We start from the raw sequence: 17,384 nt of genomic DNA, 5'->3' as shown, positions 1-17,384 counted from the left end.
CGGCGCGCGCGAGAAACCGCCCGCGCACGCAGAAGGGCGGAGGAGCCGCAGCTCCCCCGCCCTCGTCCTGCCCCCTCAGCGGGCGCAGGCGGCGCTCTCAGCGCCTCAGGAGGCGTTCGCGAGCAGCGCCGTCCAGGCGATGTCCGCGAGCTTCGCCTGGCCCGCCAGCGACGGGTGGAAGTGGTCGACGTCGGAGATGTCGTCCGAGGTGACGTCGAAGTCGTGCAGGGCGCCCTGGTCGTAGACGCAGTTTGCGGTAGCGCCGCAGACGTCGGCGAGGACGTCGTTGTAGGCGTCGATCGTCGTCGAGACGTTGTCGCGGCGGGCCTGCGCGTCCGCGTCGTCCGACGTGGGCTGGTAGAGCAGCGAGTTGCAGTTGGAGCTGCCGGCCCAGCGCGAGACGGCCTCGGCGTCGCCGCGCTCGGTCTCGAAGAAGTCGAGCAGGTTCGGCACCGAGGAGACGAAGATCGTCGCCTCCGGAGCGCCGGTGGAGAGCGTCGAGAGCGCGGTCGTGACGTTGCTGCGGAACGCGTCCGGCGTGGTGATGTCGGCGCTGTTCTTGCGGCAGACGTCGTTCGCGCCGATCAGGATCGTGACCAGGTCGGGCGCGGCGGCGACGGCCTTCTCGGCCTGGCGCGGCAGCTCGGCCGAGGTCGCGCCCTTGGAGGCGACGTTCTCGATCTCGGGCACGGCGCCGACCGACTCGCCGGCGCGGCGGGCGACCGAGTCGACCGTCTCGTCCTCGCCGGTGGTCCAGGACGCGCTGGGGCAGGGCTTGTTCTGCCCGCAGGCGGCGACGCCGACCGAGATCGAGTCGCCCATCGCGGCGATCGAGCCGGCCGCGAACGGCAGCTCGCCCGAGGCGGCGGGCTCGGTCGTCTCGGCGGGAGCCGGGGCGGAGGTGCAGCCGGCCAGCAGCGCGGCGGCGACGGCCACGACGGCGAGGACGCCGGCGCGACGGGAGCGGGTGGTGCGGGTCATGCAGTGCCTCCATCGGCCGGGGTGGTCTGCGCGGCAGGCGCGGCAGGGGTCGCCGGGCCCTTGGGCTTGGGCTTCCGGACCTGCTTCACGAACGCGAGGATCTGGTTCATGTCGCGGCGGTAGGCCGGGATCGCCATCGCGAGCGCCAGCGGCACCAGCGAGGCGAGTCCGCCGACGAGCAGGTGGACGATCGCGGGCAGGTCGGTGTACGCGCCGACGGCCCAGGCCGCGCCGAACATGAACGGCACGACGAGCGCGGGGCGCAGAACGGGCACGATCACGTCGGAGCCGCGCACGAAGGTGCCGCGGATCGCCAGCCAGAAGCCGGGTACCAGCAGCGCCAGGGTGGTGAGGCCGTAGAGCAGCGCGAGGCCCTCGACGCCGTTCCACCACAGGCCCACGAAGAACGAGCCGATGACGAGCGGGCGGGTGACCACGTAGTACACCAGCTGGCGGTGCACGCGGCCGAGCGAGATGTAGATCCAGCCCTGCACGTTGCCGATGCCCTGCGCGATGCCCGCGATGGACAGCAGCGACAGGATCGTCGCGGAGGACGACCACTGCGGGCCGAGCAGCAGCTCGACGAGCGGCCCGGCCAGCGCCGCGAGGACGCCGAACGTCGGCAGCGTGAGGTAGCCGATGACGAGCAGTGCGCCGCGGACGTAGCGGCGGTAGCGCTCGCCGTCGTCCTGCAGCGAGGAGAGCACCGGGAGTGCGACGCGGCCGAGCGGTCCGTTGAGCTGCTGCAGCGGCAGCAGGAAGAGCGAGTACGCGCGGGTGTACTGGCCGAGCACGCCGGTGCCGAGCTGCGCGCCGATCAGCACGTTGTCGACGTTGCGGGCGAAGTAGTTGAGCAGCTGGACGCCGAAGATGCTGCCGCCGGTGGTGACCAGCGGGATGACCTCGCGCGAGATCTGCGGGCGGCCGAAGGTGGGCCGGGCCGCGACCCAGAGCGCGATGAACCGGTAGATCAGCGCGCCGCCCTGCAGCACGACGAGCGACCAGACGCCCCAGCCGAGGAACGCGGCGATGATCGAGCCGATCACGCCGACGAGCATCGAGACCACGTCGATCTGCGCCATCAGGCCGAACTTCATCTCCTTCTGCACGCGCGCCTGGAGCGGCATGCAGAGGCTGTTGATGAAGAGGGTCGGCGCGACGGCGAGCGTCAGGACGACCAGCGCCTGCTCGTTGTAGATGCCGGCGATGAGCCAGGCGGAGGCGCCGATCACGATCGTGCCGACCACGCCGAGCGCGACCGACAGCCAGAGCACGGACCGCCAGACGGTCTCGCTCATCTTCTTGGCCTGGATGATCGCGCCGGTCAGGCCGAAGTCGCGGACCAGGTCGGCCACGCCGACGATGGCCGTGACGGCGGCGAGCAGACCGAAGTCGCTCGGCGAGAGCAGGCGCGCCAGCACGATCGTGGAGATCAGCTGAATCGCGGTCTTGCCCCACAGGCCACCCAGGGTCTGGATGACTCCGCGGCTCGCCTTGTGCCCGAGGTCGGACTTGGGCGAGGCGGGCGGCAGGTTCGGCCCGTCCCCCACCGTCGGCGACTGCGCGATCGCGTCGGTCGCCAGCGTCTCGGTGGTGTGCGCGGTGTCGTCGATCGCCGCCTCGATCTGGGCGTCGCTCGCGGTGGTGCCGTGGCGGGCGGAGGAGCCGCCCGCGGGGGTCGACCCCGTCACGCGCGCGTCGTCTCGTCGCGGTTCCATTCGGGTACGCCTCCTCGAGCGATGATCGACCGCGCCTCGAGGCGGGGTCGCAGATAGCCGTAGCAGTAGATCGGGAAGGCCGGCCACAGGGCGGGCCGGCGCAGGACGCGCTTCAGCAGCGCGACCGGGCCGCCGCCGCCGGCGCCGGTCTGCTCGGGCACGAGCCCGGAGGCCGCGAGCTGGGCGTTGCCGATCGCGATGCGGACGGTGCGCTTGATCTGGTTGCGCATCCGGCGCGGCGCCTTCACGGAGAAGGACCGGCCGGGGAGCGTCAGCCGCTCCTCGGGGGTGAAGAGCTGCTGGACGAAGCGGTCGTCCGCGATGATCTCGGGGAACGCGCCGAACCGGCTGCGTCCCTCGGCCGAGAGGCCGTAGATCCCGGAGCCGACCAGGCCCGGGGCCCGGTAGTCGGAGAGCTCCCAGATCGAGTAGTGCGCCCGGACGGGCCAGGAGGCCCCGCGGGTGTCGACGCGGAACTCGGGCGCCGCGGCGAGCGGTCCGCCGGGGCGGGCCAGCTCGTCGCCGAGCGCCAGGAGCGTCTCGGCCGAGACCGAGACGTCCGCGTCCACGTAGATCCTCGGGAGGACCGTGGCGAGCTCGTCGGCCGCGTTGAGGCCGGCGATCTTCGAGGCCCGGGGCGTCTCCGCCACCAGGATCCGCGGATCGACGGCCCGCGCCACCGCGGCGGTGTCGTCGGTGCAGCCGTTCGCGCCGACGACGATCTCGAGCCGGCCCTCCGGGTCCCCGGCCACCAGGGCGCCGAGGAGCCGGGCGATCACCGCCCCCTCGTCGTGCGCGGGGATGACGACGCTGACGCGTGCGCTCACGACTCGATCTGCGTCGGCTTGCGGACGACGTGAGCGCCGACGTGCGAGCCGAGGGCGGGCTGCCCGACCGGGATGTGGGGGCCTCCGCGGGTGAAGGCGGAGACGTGCCCCGCCTCCTCCGGCGACAGGCGCCGGCGGGTCGACTTCCGTGGTGCCTCCGTGAGCACCCAGGCCCCGACGGCCAGGAGGATCCAGAAGAGCATGAAGGACTGGAAGAAACCGAAGGCGTCGTAGAAGTACGCGGCGATCGTGTAGCCGAGCAGCAGGACCGCGATCGCGAACGCGAGGCTCGCGTACTGCGGCGTCGTGGTGCTCTTGAACGAGTAGCGCAGCAGCATCACGATCGGGACGAGGAACAGCACGGCCAGGCCGATGACGCCCACGGCGCCGCCGTCGAGCAGAGTGCCCAGCCACTGGTTGTCGAGGATGAACGCGTTCTTGTCCTCGCCCACCACGATGCGGCTGCCGACTCCCGTTCCGAAGAAGGGGTGCTCGCGCACGATCGCCATGGCCGGCTCGAGGTCGGCCAGGCGGCCCGCGCCCGCCATGCCCGCGGAGGTGTACTGCGAGGCGATGAGCGCGTCGGGGTCGAGGAACGACCCGATCATGTCCGTGAGGATCTTCGGGATCAGCACGAAGCCGAGGCCGAGCACCGGGACCATGCCCAGGAGCAAATAGCCGCCGACCTTCGGGCGCAGGATGACCGTGAGCAGGAACATCACGCCGAGCGTGACGATCGCCGTGCGCGAGACCGCGGTGACCACGCCGAGCAGCAGGGCGAGGATCGTGCCGTAGTAGATGATCCGGCGGTTGATCTCGTTGAAGGGCCAGCGGGCGTACTTCGAGAGGTAGATCGCGATCGGGATCATCATGGTGAACATGACGGCCAGCGCGATCGGGTGCTGCGACGAGCCGAACGAGCGGTAGCCGCCGGCCCGGTAGGCCTCCTGCTCGGCGCCGAGGCGCTCGAGCGGCAGGAACTTGTCGAGCATCGTGAAGACGTTCTGCTGCGTCGCGCGCTCGATCACCGCGAAGAAGGCGACGACGACGGCCGACCAGACCAGGAAGGTCAGGAAGGCCTCGACGAGCTTCTCGTTGCGCATCACGAGCCGGGCGACGAAGTAGACCGAGAGCATCAGCAGGTCGTTGACGATGGCGCCGGCGACACCGGAGCCGAGGGCGCCCTCGGAGATGAACTGCACGTTCGCGGCGATCGAGAGCAGGCTCGAGGCCACCCAGATGCCCAGCGGCCAGCCGAACGCGGCCGGGCGCCAGACGAAGGTCGGGTCGATCATCAGCGCGACGATCGCCGCGACGACCATCAGCACGATGACGAGCCGGTACGGCTCCAGAGCGAAGCCCAGCGGGATCGGCAGCGCGTAGTAGCGCACCGGGATGAACATGATCACGCCGAGCAGGACGATGAACGCGCCGGTCCAGTTGAAGACCAGCTTGCGCGTGAGGTACAGGAAGGAGATCCCGAAGAGGATCGCCCCCGCGTACAGCGGATTGAGGTAGTAGACCGCTGCGACGGCCACGGCCGCCAGCAGGACGGTCGACAGGACGGCGCGGACCGTGAAGGTCCGGCGGACGAGGATCTCACCCGCGTAGGGGTCGTCGTTCCCGGGGACCCCGAGCGGGGTCCCCTTCAGCGTCGGCGTGCTCATCTGCTGCGACCGCCTCAGGTGGCGCTGCGCTTCCCGGAGGAGGCCAGCTCACCCGGCCCGGCGGTGTTCTCGGGGGCGGTGCCGAGGGCGGCGGGGCGCTGGCCGTTCTCGGACGCGGTGCCGGTCAGGGCCGGGCCGCGCCGGAAGGACTCGCCGCGGCGCTGGTTGCCGCGGTTGGCGGTGACGCGCTCCCGCGAGATGCGGATGTTGTAGAGGATGAAGGCGAGCGCGATGAACGCGAGGAAGACGCCGAGACCGGTGATCGCGATCGGGATGATCGGGTTCGACCCCTCCTGCTCGACGGCCGCACCCTGGTCGGTGGTCTGCAGGGTGACGCGGAGCTCGGGGGCGACGCCCTGGGCGTCCTGCTGCGCGGTGATGTAGCCCTGGAAGATCTGGGTCGCGGTCTGCGAGATCAGGACGGCGCGGGCCGGGTCGGTCGACTCGCCGACGATCGAGAGGATCGGGAGGCTGAAGCGGCCCGGGTTCTGCTCGGTGCCGGCCGGCTGGGTCGTGCGGCGCACGGCGCTGAGGGCCTCGGTCGGCGCGAAGCCGCCGATGGCCTGCTCGACCTGGGTGCGGATCTCGGAGCCGCTGACGATGTACGCGTAGATGACCGCGGTGTTCGTCAGGTCGTTCTGCTGGGCCTCGGACTGGCCCTCGGTGAGGGTCTGACCGGGCTCGACGGCCTGGAGCGGGTTCCGCGAGCCACCGCCGAGAAGGATCGTGGTGTCGGAGCGGTACGCCGACTCGGCGCGCGAGACGATCTCACCGTCCTTCACGGTGTAGCCGGCGACCATGGCGGCCAGGACGGCGACCACGAGGCCGACCGCGAGGAGCCATTTGTAGCTCCAGAGCACTCGAAGGTAAAGGGGGACGGACATCTCGGTCTCGACTTCCAGACGGCGAGGTGTGGGACCTCGGGGCGACGCGCCGCGTGCTCGGAGGTCGCATTGCTGCTGCAATCGTTGGAGCAACGCCTCCGTCCATCACGGCGGTGATGGCGGAACGGGTTTTGCGGCTGTCGAGGTGTCGACGGAGCCTGGTGCGAAGGGCGGTTTCGGAGCGGTGCGGTGCTGCTTTCGCACCGGCCTTCGGGCATGCCTCGATGGGGCCGGAACGAGCACAGAACCGGGACCCCGCGAGTGCGGTGCCCCGACACACTCATTGTGACCATAACCCACGGCATGCGGATGCCGGAAGTATTGCGGCTGTGTTAAGTCTGCGGGACCGACGACTCGCCGAGCCGGGAGTGGACTTGCGTTCCTCTCAGGTGGTCGAGGATGGTGGCTATCGTTCATTCCTGAGCGCGCCGCCCTCACGACAGGAGACGCATGGATGATGAGCACCAGTGCTCCACCACTGCCGCAGGCCCACCCGACCACCGAGACGACCCCGAGCACGACCGCACCGACCGCGACGCCCGTCCGCTGACGAGCGTCGCCTCCGGCGTGCCCGCCGGGGCTCCGCTGTCGATCCTGTACTCGTTCCCGCACGGCATCGGCTCGCCGGGCATCGGCTGGACCGCGCTGCAGCAGGTCCGCTCGCTCGTCGCCGCGGGGCACCGCGTCACCGTCGTCGCCGCCTCGATCACCGAGCCGCTCGGCCCGGTCGCCCGCGCCGTGACGACCCTCACTCTCGGCGGCGTCCGCCTCCCGCACCGCCTCTTCGGCCGCAGCCGCTCGATCGCGCACCACGACCGCGTCACCGCGCGGATCCTCGCCGAGGGCGACTACGACGTCGTGCACGGCTGGCCGTGGGGCTCGGCCCGCACCTTCGACGAGGCCGCCCGCCAGGGCGTGCCCGCGGTCCGCGAGGCCCCGAACACGCACACCGCGCACGCCTTCGAGGTCGTCGCCGAGGAGTACGAGCGCCTGGGCATCACGCCCCCGGTCGGCTCGCCGCACACCTACAACGCGGTGCGCCTGCGCCGCGAGGAGCGCGAGTGGGCGTCCGCGACCGCGATCCTCGTGCCGTCCGCCTCGGTGGAGCAGACCTTCCTCGAGAAGGGCTTCTCGCCGCGCAAGCTCCTCCGCCACCGCTACGGCGCCCTGGTCGACACGACCCGCAGCTTCGATCCCGACCCGCGCGACGAGCCGGACCACGTCTTCACCGCGGTCTTCGTCGGCCGGATCGAGCCGCGCAAGGGCCTGCTCTACGCGCTGCAGGCCTGGCAGCAGTCGAAGGCGAGCAGCACCGGGCGCTTCCTGGTCTACGGCGACTTCACCCCGGGCTACCAGGAGCGCCTCGCCGGACTGCTCGAGCAGCCGAGCGTCGAGCTGCGCGGCTTCACGGGCGACGTCGCCGGGGTCTTCGCGAGCGCCGACGTGCTGATCCTGCCGACCATCGAGGAGGGCAGCGCCCTGGTGACCTCGGAGGCGCAGGCCGCCGGCTGCGTGCCGCTGGTCTCCTCCGCCGCCGGCGCCAACCTCGAGGACGGCGTGCAGGGGCTCGTGCACGAGCCGCGTGACGTCGAGACCCTGACCGCGCAGATCGACCTGGTCTCCTCCGACCGCGCCCTGCTCGCTCGGATGCGCCGGGCCGCACTCGACAACCGGGCGAACCTGACCTGGGAGCGCGCGAGCATCGACCTCGTCGCCGCCTACCGCGCCGCGATGGTGCTCGTCCGCGAGGACCTGGCGGGCACGGGCTCAGTGGGCACGGGCTCAGCCGCCGACTCCGACGACCGCTCCGACCAGCCGAGGACAGACACGCCGTGAACCCCTCCCTCCTCACCCCGGGTGACGTCTCGATCATCCTGTGCACCCGCGAGCGGCCCGACATGCTCCGGGAGGCGCTCGCGGCGATCGCCGCCGGCACCGACCCCGAGGTCGAGGTGATCGTCGTCGACTCCGCGTCGACCGACTCCCGCACCCGCGAGGTCGCCCTCGCCGCGGGCGTGCGCTACGTCCGCACCGACACCAAGGGCCTCTCGATCGCGCGGAACCTCGGGCTCGACTCGAGCGACCGGCCGATCGTGGTCTACACGGACGACGACTGCTCGCCGACGCCCGGCTGGATCGAGGCGCTGCTGCGCGCCTTCGAGGAGGAGCGGGTCACCGTGGCGACCGGGCGGATGCTCGACCACACCCTGGTCGACACCGACGTGCCGCCGACCGACCGCATCGTCTACCGCTCCGCCGTCCGCGGCCTCGACGCGGGTCACGGCGCCGTGATGGCGTTCCGCCGCGACGTCCTGCAGACACTGGGCGGCTTCGACGACACCCTGGGGGCCGGCCGCTACCTCGCCGGCGCCGAGGACCTCGACCTCTTCTGCCGCGCCCTCGCCGCGGGCGGCACCGCCGTCTTCGTGCCCGACAGCGTCGTGCTGCACGTCAACACCCGCAACCCCGTCGCCTACCGCCGCCTGATGCGCGGCTACGGACTCGGGCTCGGCGCGCTCGTCGGCAAGTGGTGGCGGCTGTCGCCCAAGGTCGGCGCGCGGCTGACCGCGACCCTCGCCGTCCGCAGCGGCCGGCGCCTGGTGCGCTCGGCCAAGCGGCGCGGCCGCGGTGCGAAGGACGAGCTCGCGATGGTCGAGGGGATCCTGCGCGGCTACCTGCGCTCGCGCCACCTCCGCCTCTCCGGCTCGACCTTCGTCGACGAGTACCCGCCGACGCCGATCCGCCTGCCGGCCGCCGACCAGCGGCCCGCCGGCACCCCGAGCTGACCGCTCCCCTCCGCCGCCTCCGACCAGGGAGCACCGCCATGACCCGACCCCCTCGCCGCACCGGGCGACCGCACGCCGAGCCGCTGCGCACGCTCGACGAGAAGTTCGTCTCGAACGCCGTCGTCTACGAGGTCGCCCGGCCGACCGGCTCGATGATCGTCGACGGCGCCCCGTTCCGCCGTGCGGACGGCTCGCTCGACCGCGACCTCGTCTACTCCGCCTGGGAGGCGTTCATCCGCTCCTCCCCCTCGGTGCGGCAGCGGCTCACCCGCGCCCCGCTCGGGCTGTTCACGCCGTCCTGGGTGTCGGTCGACGAGATCGACGTCCGCGACCACGTGCGCTTCCACCCGGGCGTCGTCGAGTGGGACCCTCGGCACGTCGAGCTGCTCACCGGCGCCTTCAACGGGCCGATGGACCCGAAGGGCCCGCTCTGGGACATCCTCGTCATCGAGCTCTCGACCGGGCAGCTGGGCTTCGCGGTGCGCATCCACCACGCGCTCGGCGACGGGATGTTCGGGCTGGTGCTGATCCAGGCGTTCACCTCGGGCGAGCCGATCGAGTTCGCGCCGTTCAGCCGCGCGCCGATGCGCTTCCCGGACGACCCGCGGCCGCCCCGCGGCCCGATCGCGCTCACACTCGCCGCCCGCCGGCAGATCGCGTCGACCCACGCATCGCTCGCGGACGAGTGGACCGAGTGGAAGCGCAAGCCGCTGAAGAAGCGGATCACCCGGGTCGGCGGCCGCAACATCCGCGCCGCCCGCGACTGGTGGATCCGCCGCTCGGGACTGCTCGAGCGCAGCATCAAGCCGCGCGACGCCGCGATCCTCACCGCGGACCTCAAGACCGCGAAGGCGGCGGCCCGCGCGGCCGGCGGCTCGGTCGCCGACCTGACCGTCGCGCTGGCCCTGCACGCCTTCGCCGCGCTGCACCCCGAGCGCGCGGAGATCGCGACGCTCGTGCCCGTGTCGCCGCGCCGCGACAGGAACGAGGTCAAGCGCAACCACGTGTCGATGGTGCGCGTCGCCGTGCCGGTGTCGCTCGGCCTCGCGGAGACGGTGGCGAGCGTGCGCGAGCAGGTGCAGCTCGCCGTCGAGACCGGCGAGAGCGGCATCACCCGCGGCCGGAAGGACTGGCAGGGCTACGCGTCCTACCTCCCCGTCTTCCTGCGCCCGCGCTGGTTCGGCGGCGCCGAGCTGGCCTCGATGACCCTCTGGCCGGTGACCGAGCCGGACGACGAGGCCGCGGTCTTCGCGAGCTCCTTCACCAAGCGTCTCGACATCGCGATCTCGGTGCGCTCGGACCTCGACGCCGACCTCTTCATCGGCTCCATCGCGGCCTCGCTGACCGAGATCGGCGCACCGGTCATCGACCCGCTCGCCGAGCAGACCCCCGCCGGATCGCCGGACGACCTCGAATCGAACGGAGCCGGCCGATGAGCCAGGGCGGCGGACCGCTGCGCACCCTCACGAAGGTGCGCACCTACCTGCAGGCCGTGCGCCTGCTGCACTTCCACGCGTACAGCCACGCCGACCAGGTGCCGCGGCTCACCCGCGGGGCCGACGTCTCGTTCGCGCCGAACGTGTCGTTCCGGAACGCCGAGCGGATCACCCTCGGCGCCGGCACCCACATCGGCGAGAACTCGCTGCTCTGGGCCGGCAACAGCACCGGCCGGATCACCCTCGGCGCGAAGTGCCTGCTGGCGCCGAACGTCACGATCACCGCCTCGAACTACGGCATCGTCCAGGGCACGCCCGTGATGGACCAGCCGAAGATCGAGAAGGACATCGTGATCGGCCGGGACGTCTGGCTCGGCGCGAACGTGGTCGTCGTCGCGGGCGTCACCATCGGCGACGGCGCGATCGTCGGCGCGGGGGCCGTGGTCACCAAGGACCTGCCGGCGAACTGCATCGCCGGCGGCGTGCCCGCCAAGGTCATCGGCCAGCGACCGGAGGCCGATCGTGCCTGAGTCGGTGGACACCAGCCTGGCGATCGTGGTCGTCAGCTACAACACTCGGGAGAAGACGCTGGCCTGCCTCGCGTCGATCCCGCTCGGCGACGCGCCGACCCCGCCGCACATCATCGTGGTCGACAACGGCTCCGAGGACGGCAGCGCGGAGGCGATCCGCGCCGCGCACCCCGAGGCGACCGTGATCGAGGCGGGCGACAACCTCGGCTTCGCCCGCGGCGTGAACCGCGGCGTCGCGGCGGCGACCGAGCGCTTCGTGCTGCTGCTGAACCCCGACACCCTGGTGCTCGAGGGCTCCTTCCGCGCGCTGATGGAGTTCGCCGTCGCGAACCCGCGCTACGGCGTCTACGGCGGGCGCACCCTGCGCCCGGACGGCTCGGTCGACCCCTCGTCCTGCTGGGGCGCCCCGAGCCTGTGGTCGCTGCTGACCTACGCGACCATGCTCTCCACCGCCTTCCGCGGCAACCCGCTGCTCGACCCGGAGTCGCTCGGCGGCTGGCAGCGCGACAGCGTCCGCGAGGTGCCGATCATCACCGGCTGCCTGCTGCTGATGCCGCGCGAGGAGTACGAGCGGGTCGGCCGGCTCGACGAGCGCTTCTTCCTCTACGGCGAGGACGCCGAGTTCTCGATCCGCGCCCGCCGCGCGGGTCTGCGCCCGGTGATCGTGCCGACCGCCGTGATCGTGCACGACGTCGGCGCCTCCACTCGCGACGCGGCGACCGCCGGGAACTCCGGCCGCAAGATGTGCATGGTGATGGCCGGCAAGGCCACGATGATCCGTCTCTCGTGGAAGCCGCTGCCCGCGCGGATCGGCATCGCGCTGCTCCAGGCTGGCGCGCTCGTGCGCACCGTGCTCGAGACCGCGACCCGCCGCAAGCGCCGCGCCTGGACCGAGGTCTGGCAGCGCCGGGCCGACTGGCGCGTGGGCTACCCGGAGGCCGAGCGCACGCTGTTCGGCCGGGTGCCCGGCACCGGCGCGGCGGAGGTCGCCCGATGATCGCCGGCGGGACCCGCACCCTGCGCGGCCGCCTGCGCACGCGCCTGCGCGGACTGCTCTCCGGCGAGGACGCCCGGAGCCGCCGGCTGCGGGTCGAGGCCGAGCCGGCCTTCCGCACCCGCTACGCGAACCCCTACAACGCGCGGCTCTACACGGCGATGACCGCGGAGGGCGTGCTCGTGCGCGACCTCTCCTGGCTGCGCCTGCTCGTCGCGAAGGTCGACGTGGTGCACCTGCACTGGCCGGACCTGACCTTCCTCAGCGGCGTCCGCCGCTACCGGATCGTCGCGCGGCTGGTCTTCTTCTTCGCCTTCCTCCGCGTCGCGCGGCTGCGCGGCACCCGGCTGATCTGGACCGCGCACAACGTCACCTCGCACGAGGAGCGCGGCACCCCGTTCCTGCGCAACTGGTACCGGCGGCTGCTGACCGAGAACCTCGACGCGATCGTCTGCCTCTCGGAGGAGGGCGTGACCGCGATGCGCCGCTCCTACCCCGAGCTGGCCGCGGTGCCCGCGTTCGTGACTCCGCACGGGCACTACCGCCAGGACTACGACTTCTCCGCGACCCGGGCCGAGGCGCGCGCCGAGCTCGGTCTGGACCCCGACGCGCGGCTCGTCGTGTCGGTCGGCCAGATCCGGCCGTACAAGAACGTGCCGACGCTGATCGAGCGCTTCCGCGAGCGCGGGGACGACGGCACGCTGCTCGCGGTCGCCGGCAACCCGGCCCGCGGACCGCTGCGCGGCGTGATCGAGGAGGCGGCGGCGGGCGATGCGCGCATCCGGCTCGAGCTGTCCTTCCTCAGCGACGAGCGGATGGCGCTCTGGCTGCGCGCGAGCGACCTGGTCGTGCTGCCGTACTCGGCGATCCAGAACTCCGGGTCGGCGATCCTCGCCGTCTCGGCCGACCGCCCGGTGCTGGTGCCCGACCTCGGTGCGATGCACGAGCTGGCCGCGCTGGTCGGCCCCGACTGGGTGCGGCTCTACGACGGCGCCTTCGACTCCGCGGCCCTCGACGGCGCGCTGGCGTGGCTCGACGAGCGCACGGTGGCGGACGACGCCTCGGCCGACCTCTCCGCGCTGGAGTGGGACGCGATCGCCCGCGCGACCATCGACGTCTACCGCCGCGTGCTGCGGGCCCCGCGCCCCAGCTGAGCCGCGCCCACTCCCTGCTGTGGGGGGCGGGTCTCGATCGAGTAGCCCGCGCAGCGGGCGCATCGAGATCCACCGTGGTCGGCACCCCCACCCGCAGAACCCGCCTGCTGAAAAATCTCGAAGAGTAGTGCGCCGGAAACCCGGGGCGGCTAGCTTTGGCTCCTGATCCCCTTTGCACTCCTCCGCCGGATGCTCCCCCGCCTCCGACGGTCGTCGGTCACCCCTGCCCGCCGAGCCCGCACGGTCACCCCGCCCCGCCCGCCGCACAGAAACACAGGACCTTCGTGATCCCTCGCTCCAACTCGTCGCGCCGCCCCGCCGGTCGTCTCCGCCGCTTCCTGGCCGCGACCGCCGCCGCGGCCGTCGTCACCGCCGGTCTCGTCGGCGCCGCCGCGCTCCCCGCGCAGGCCGCTGACTCCGCCCAGACGGGTGCTGGCCGCTACGTCGTCACCGTCGACTCGAAGGCCGTCTCGACGACGCTCGCGAGCGCCCTCGGCCTCTCGCTCGACGCGTCCTACGGCGGAGGCGTCTCCGGCTTCACCGCGACCCTGACCGCGCGTCAGCACGCGATCCTCGCCGCCGACAGCCGCGTCCTCGGCCTCTCGCCCGCCGACCAGGTGGTCGAGGGCCAGGCGCAGACCATGCCCTCGCACGTCCTGACCGCCGAGGCCGACAAGGCCCCGGTCAGCGCCGGCGACGGCGTCACCAACTGGACCGGGCCCGCCGTCGCGGTCATCGACTCCGGCGTGAGCGCGCACCCCGACTACAACCTGGCCAAGCAGGTCAACTGCTTCGGCTCCGGCACCGCCGAGGACGCCAACGGCCACGGCACCGGCGTCTCCGGCTACATGACCGCGCTCGACAACGGCTCCGGCACCGTCGGCATCGCCCCCGGTGCGCCGATCTACTCGGTCCGCGCGCTCGACGCGAACAACAAGGGCAACATCTCGACCCTGATGTGCGCGCTCGACTGGGTGTCGCAGAACGCCGCGACCTACAACATCAAGGTCGTCAACATGTCGCTCGCCACGAACGGCGCCGACGACGGCAACTGCGGCCGCACCGACGGCGACACCATCCACCAGGCGGTCTGCGACCTCGTCGCGAAGGGCGTGACCGTGGTCTCGGCCGCCGGCAACTCCGCCGCCGACCTGTCGAAGTACATCCCCGCCGCCTACGACGAGGTCCTCGCCGTCACCAACTTCGCGAACTACGACGGCAAGCCGGGCTCGCTCGCCGCCGTCCCGTGCACGAACGTGACCACCAAGGACGACAACTACACGCTGAACAGCAACTTCGCCTCGCCCGCGGACGCCGGTCACACCATCGCCGCGCCCGGCACCTGCCCCTACACGACGAAGAAGGGCAACACCTACGCGTACATCCAGACCGGCACCAGCATGTCGACGGCCGCCGCCTCCGGTGTCGTCCTCGACTGCCTCACGGCCGGCGGATCCTGCGTGGGCAAGAGCCCCGCGCAGGTCATCGCCCAGGTGATCGCCCAGGCCAAGTCGGCCACCGTCGACCGCGGCCGCACCTTCGCCGGCGACCCGACGCGTCCCGTCTCCGGCCGCTACTACGGCTACGGCGTGAGCACGATCCCCGTGGGCACGGTCGTCACCCCGACGCCGACCGCGACGCCGACGGCCACCGCGACTCCGACCGCGACGCCGACTCCGACCGCGACGCCCACCGCGACCGCGACGCCGAAGCCGACGGCCACTCCGACCGCGACTCCGACCCCGACCGCGACGCCCACCGCGACCGCCACGCCGAAGCCGACCGCCACGCCCACCGCGACCGCCACCCCGACCCCGACGCCGACCTCCGGCGCCGACACGGTGAAGCCGCAGGCGAAGATCGTCTCGCCCGCCAGCCAGACGACCGTGACCGGCACCGTGACCCTCGTCGCCAACGCGAGCGACAACGTCGCGGTCACGAGCCTCGCCTTCTGGTCCGGCTCGACCAAGCTCGGCGACGGCGTCAAGCAGGCCGACGGCAGCTGGTCGCTCACCGCGAACAGCAAGAACTGGCCGAACGCGACCTACGCCGTGGTCGCCCGGGCCACCGACGCCGCGGGCAACGTGGGCTCCAGCGCCTCGATCACCCTGGTGATCAAGAACTGACCCGCTCCGCCTGACCGGCCCGGCTCCCTCCTCGGAGGGGCCGGGCCGTTCGCGTCTCCCACGGGGCGGTCGCGACGTCAAGGGCGGGCGCTCCGGTGGCGCGGTCCGTAGCGTCGGAGGCGCGCGGTCGACCTCCGTCCGCGCGGAGAGGCAGCCATGAGCGACACCCAGAACGGCCCCGTCATGGACGGCGCCGAGGACGCGAGCAACGACGACAAGCTGGGCGGCCTGATCGAGCAGGTCGACCACGACCACGGCGACGAGGGCGCGGGCGCCATGGCCGACGCGCTCCGCGACCGCGCTGACGAGACCGACACCGAGATCACCTCCTCCGACGAGACGGAGACCCGCACCGAGACGGAGTAGCGCCGCCGGTCGAGCAGCCCCGCAGGCGGCGTATCGAGACCCGCCGTCACCAGCTCGGCGGGTCTGCAGACTCCTGTTCTGACGCTGGTGGATCTCGATACGCCCGCTCCGCGGGCTACTCGATCAGCATGATGCCGCCCGCCCCTCGAGCAGCCGCCGCAGGCGGCCCTTGCACGCTGGTCGAGCAGCCCGAAGGGCGCATTGAGACCCACCACCGCCGGGACATCCGGGAGCGAGCCTCCTCCCCAACCCCCGATCTGACAGCACTGTCCCCGATCGGCCCGCCACCCCACTCCGGTGTCGGTGGTGCCTGATTCAATACCCGTATGTCAGAAGACGAGAATGCGGCAGCACTCGCGGAGGTGCGCGACTGCTTCGACGACTCCGCCGCCGCCGAGCGCGCTGCGTCCCCGACGCGCCTCAGAGCGGCGGAGCGGATGCACCGCGGCTACCGGATCGCGCTCACCGTCCCGGAGGCCTTCGCCCGCGGCGCGACTCGCAGCGAGACCCGCGACCTCGTCGAGCGCTCCGTCCGTGCCGAACTGGCGGTGGCGTTCGGGGTGTCCGAGCGGGAGGTCTCCCGCCGCCTCGAGACCGCGAAGCTTCTGATGGAGCACCTGCCGCTCACCCGCGCGCTGCTGCGCGACGGCCTGATCCTCTGGGAGCTGGGCGAGGCGATCTGCAGGACCGCGAGCAGCCTTCCCGAGACCTCCCGCTCCGCACTCGACGAGCGCGGCGCCGACGCCGCCGTCAGGATGACCACCACGCAGCTGCGCCGAGCACTCGGTCGCTGGCGGGAGGAGCTGCACGAGCAGCCGCTCGCCGAGCGCCACGCGCGCGCGAAGGAGGACCGCGCGGTCTGGGTCACGCCGGACGTCGACGGGATGGCGACGCTCTGCGTCTACGCTCCCGCGCCCGCCGTCTCCGGCGCCTACGACCGACTCCGCCGCATCTCCCGCACCCTCCGCGACGAGGGCGACCCGCGCACCCTGCAGCAGCTCAGCGCCGATGCGGCGGTCGATCTGCTCTGCGACGGCGACATCATCGGAACCACGCCGAACGACGAGCATCGGCCCGACCCGACCTTCGTCCCCGGCGTGCGCGCCGAAGTGCGGCTCACGCTCGCGGCGTCCACCGCCGTGGGTCTCGACGATGCGCCCGCGGAGCTCGACGGCTACGGCCCCGTCCCCGCCCCGATCGCCCGTGAGCTCATTCGCACCGCTGCGTCCTTCACCCGCGTCCTCACCGATCCGGAAACCGGAGCCGTCGTCTCCGCCGGCCGGACCTGGCGCACTCCACCGCCCCAGATGCGCCTGCACCTGCAGCTGCGGGACCAGACCTGCCGCTTCCCCGGCTGCACCCGGACCGCCGCCACCAGCGAGGCCGACCACACGATCGAGTGGCGCAACGGCGGCGAGACCTCGCTCGAGAACCTCGTCATGCTCTGCACGTCCCACCACCACATCCGGCACGGAGAGCAGTGGAGCTACGACCGGGTCGACGACCACGGGACGATCGAGTGGACGAGCCCGACCGGCCGACGGATCAGCAACCGCCCGCCACCCCTGCCCGGGCGGCCACCCGACCCGCCCCCGGGGCCCCGCTTCGACGATGCTCCCGCACCGTTCTGACGGTGGGGGATCTACTTGGAAGAGATGCCCGCACACATGCTGGTCGAGTAGCCCTGCAGGGGCGCATCCAGACCCGCCCACCCCAAGGACGTCGGTCTCCTCCCCGCCCTGCGCTGGCGCCGGAGGCGCCACCTCCGCTCGATACGCCCGCTCCGCGGGCTACTCGATCAGCATTGATTCCCCGCTGCGGGCTGCTCGGCGAGCATGGACGCAGTGCGCGCCGACCGGGCAGCGGATGCCCGCGGTGTCTCCCTCTCGTGAGCATGCGCTCGCATGGACCGATG

At 72.3% G+C, this 17,384-nt stretch carries 14 protein-coding genes; 9 read left to right on the top strand and 5 right to left on the bottom strand.

Translation table 11 applies throughout. The features are described from left to right. Positions 1-105: 105 nt before the first annotated feature. From MT353_RS19915 to MT353_RS19895, 5 genes are read right to left on the bottom strand one after another with little or no spacing between them, the layout of a single operon-like run. On the bottom strand, positions 106-981 hold the full coding sequence (locus tag MT353_RS19915; protein ID WP_243625700.1) for a GDSL-type esterase/lipase family protein: 876 nt from the start codon (positions 979-981) through the stop codon (positions 106-108). Next, positions 978-2,699: a lipopolysaccharide biosynthesis protein gene (locus MT353_RS19910; protein ID WP_123444657.1), complete on the bottom strand. Its 1,722-nt coding sequence runs from the start codon at positions 2,697-2,699 to the stop codon at positions 978-980. Before MT353_RS19910 ends, MT353_RS19915 begins: the two co-directional genes overlap by 4 nt. Beyond that, positions 2,669-3,526, bottom strand: coding sequence for a glycosyltransferase family 2 protein (locus MT353_RS19905; protein WP_185020063.1), 858 nt, complete (start codon positions 3,524-3,526; stop codon positions 2,669-2,671). Before MT353_RS19905 ends, MT353_RS19910 begins: the two co-directional genes overlap by 31 nt. Continuing rightward, positions 3,523-5,193 (bottom strand): O-antigen ligase, encoded by a 1,671-nt coding sequence (locus MT353_RS19900; protein ID WP_123444655.1) that lies wholly within the window; start codon positions 5,191-5,193, stop codon positions 3,523-3,525. The genes MT353_RS19905 and MT353_RS19900 overlap by 4 nt, the downstream gene beginning before the upstream one ends. 14 nt (positions 5,194-5,207) lie before the next feature. Further along, positions 5,208-6,077 (bottom strand): hypothetical protein, encoded by an 870-nt coding sequence (locus tag MT353_RS19895; protein WP_133671811.1) that lies wholly within the window; start codon positions 6,075-6,077, stop codon positions 5,208-5,210. A gap of 450 nt (positions 6,078-6,527) precedes the next feature. On the opposite strand from MT353_RS19895, the gene MT353_RS19890 reads away from it, so the two are divergent. The 9 genes from MT353_RS19890 to MT353_RS19850 all read left to right on the top strand — a co-directional run bounded on the left by MT353_RS19890 (position 6,528) and on the right by MT353_RS19850 (position 17,100). After that, on the top strand, positions 6,528-7,913 hold the full coding sequence (locus MT353_RS19890; RefSeq protein WP_243625699.1) for a glycosyltransferase family 4 protein: 1,386 nt from the start codon (positions 6,528-6,530) through the stop codon (positions 7,911-7,913). Then, positions 7,910-8,863 carry a glycosyltransferase family 2 protein gene (locus MT353_RS19885; protein WP_243625698.1) on the top strand — a complete coding sequence of 318 codons (954 nt, stop codon included), beginning with the start codon at positions 7,910-7,912 and terminating at the stop codon, positions 8,861-8,863. Before MT353_RS19890 ends, MT353_RS19885 begins: the two co-directional genes overlap by 4 nt. A gap of 38 nt (positions 8,864-8,901) precedes the next feature. Continuing rightward, positions 8,902-10,299, top strand: a complete 1,398-nt coding sequence (locus MT353_RS19880; protein WP_243625697.1) for a wax ester/triacylglycerol synthase family O-acyltransferase — start codon at positions 8,902-8,904, stop codon at positions 10,297-10,299. After that, positions 10,296-10,829, top strand: coding sequence for a DapH/DapD/GlmU-related protein (locus MT353_RS19875; RefSeq protein WP_123705671.1), 534 nt, complete (start codon positions 10,296-10,298; stop codon positions 10,827-10,829). Before MT353_RS19880 ends, MT353_RS19875 begins: the two co-directional genes overlap by 4 nt. A gap of 4 nt (positions 10,830-10,833) precedes the next feature. After that, positions 10,834-11,826: a glycosyltransferase family 2 protein gene (locus MT353_RS19870; protein ID WP_243625696.1), complete on the top strand. Its 993-nt coding sequence runs from the start codon at positions 10,834-10,836 to the stop codon at positions 11,824-11,826. Next, positions 11,823-12,977 carry a glycosyltransferase family 4 protein gene (locus tag MT353_RS19865; RefSeq protein WP_243625695.1) on the top strand — a complete coding sequence of 385 codons (1,155 nt, stop codon included), beginning with the start codon at positions 11,823-11,825 and terminating at the stop codon, positions 12,975-12,977. The genes MT353_RS19870 and MT353_RS19865 overlap by 4 nt, the downstream gene beginning before the upstream one ends. 284 nt (positions 12,978-13,261) lie before the next feature. Then, a complete protein-coding gene (locus MT353_RS22075) occupies positions 13,262-15,103 on the top strand; it encodes an Ig-like domain-containing protein (RefSeq protein ID WP_243625694.1) in 1,842 nt (613 codons plus the stop codon). A gap of 156 nt (positions 15,104-15,259) precedes the next feature. Then, complete coding sequence (locus MT353_RS19855) at positions 15,260-15,469, top strand: hypothetical protein (protein ID WP_123734716.1); 210 nt, start codon at positions 15,260-15,262, stop codon at positions 15,467-15,469. A 326-nt stretch (positions 15,470-15,795) separates the two neighbouring features. Continuing rightward, positions 15,796-17,100, top strand: a complete 1,305-nt coding sequence (locus MT353_RS19850; RefSeq protein WP_243625693.1) for an HNH endonuclease signature motif containing protein — start codon at positions 15,796-15,798, stop codon at positions 17,098-17,100. The last annotated feature ends 284 nt before the right edge of the window (positions 17,101-17,384 follow it).

The organism is Rathayibacter sp. VKM Ac-2927 (genome assembly GCF_022815525.1).
Classification (GTDB): Bacteria; Actinomycetota; Actinomycetes; order Actinomycetales; family Microbacteriaceae; genus Rathayibacter; species Rathayibacter festucae.
This window is presented reverse-complemented; position numbering and strand designations above follow the sequence as displayed.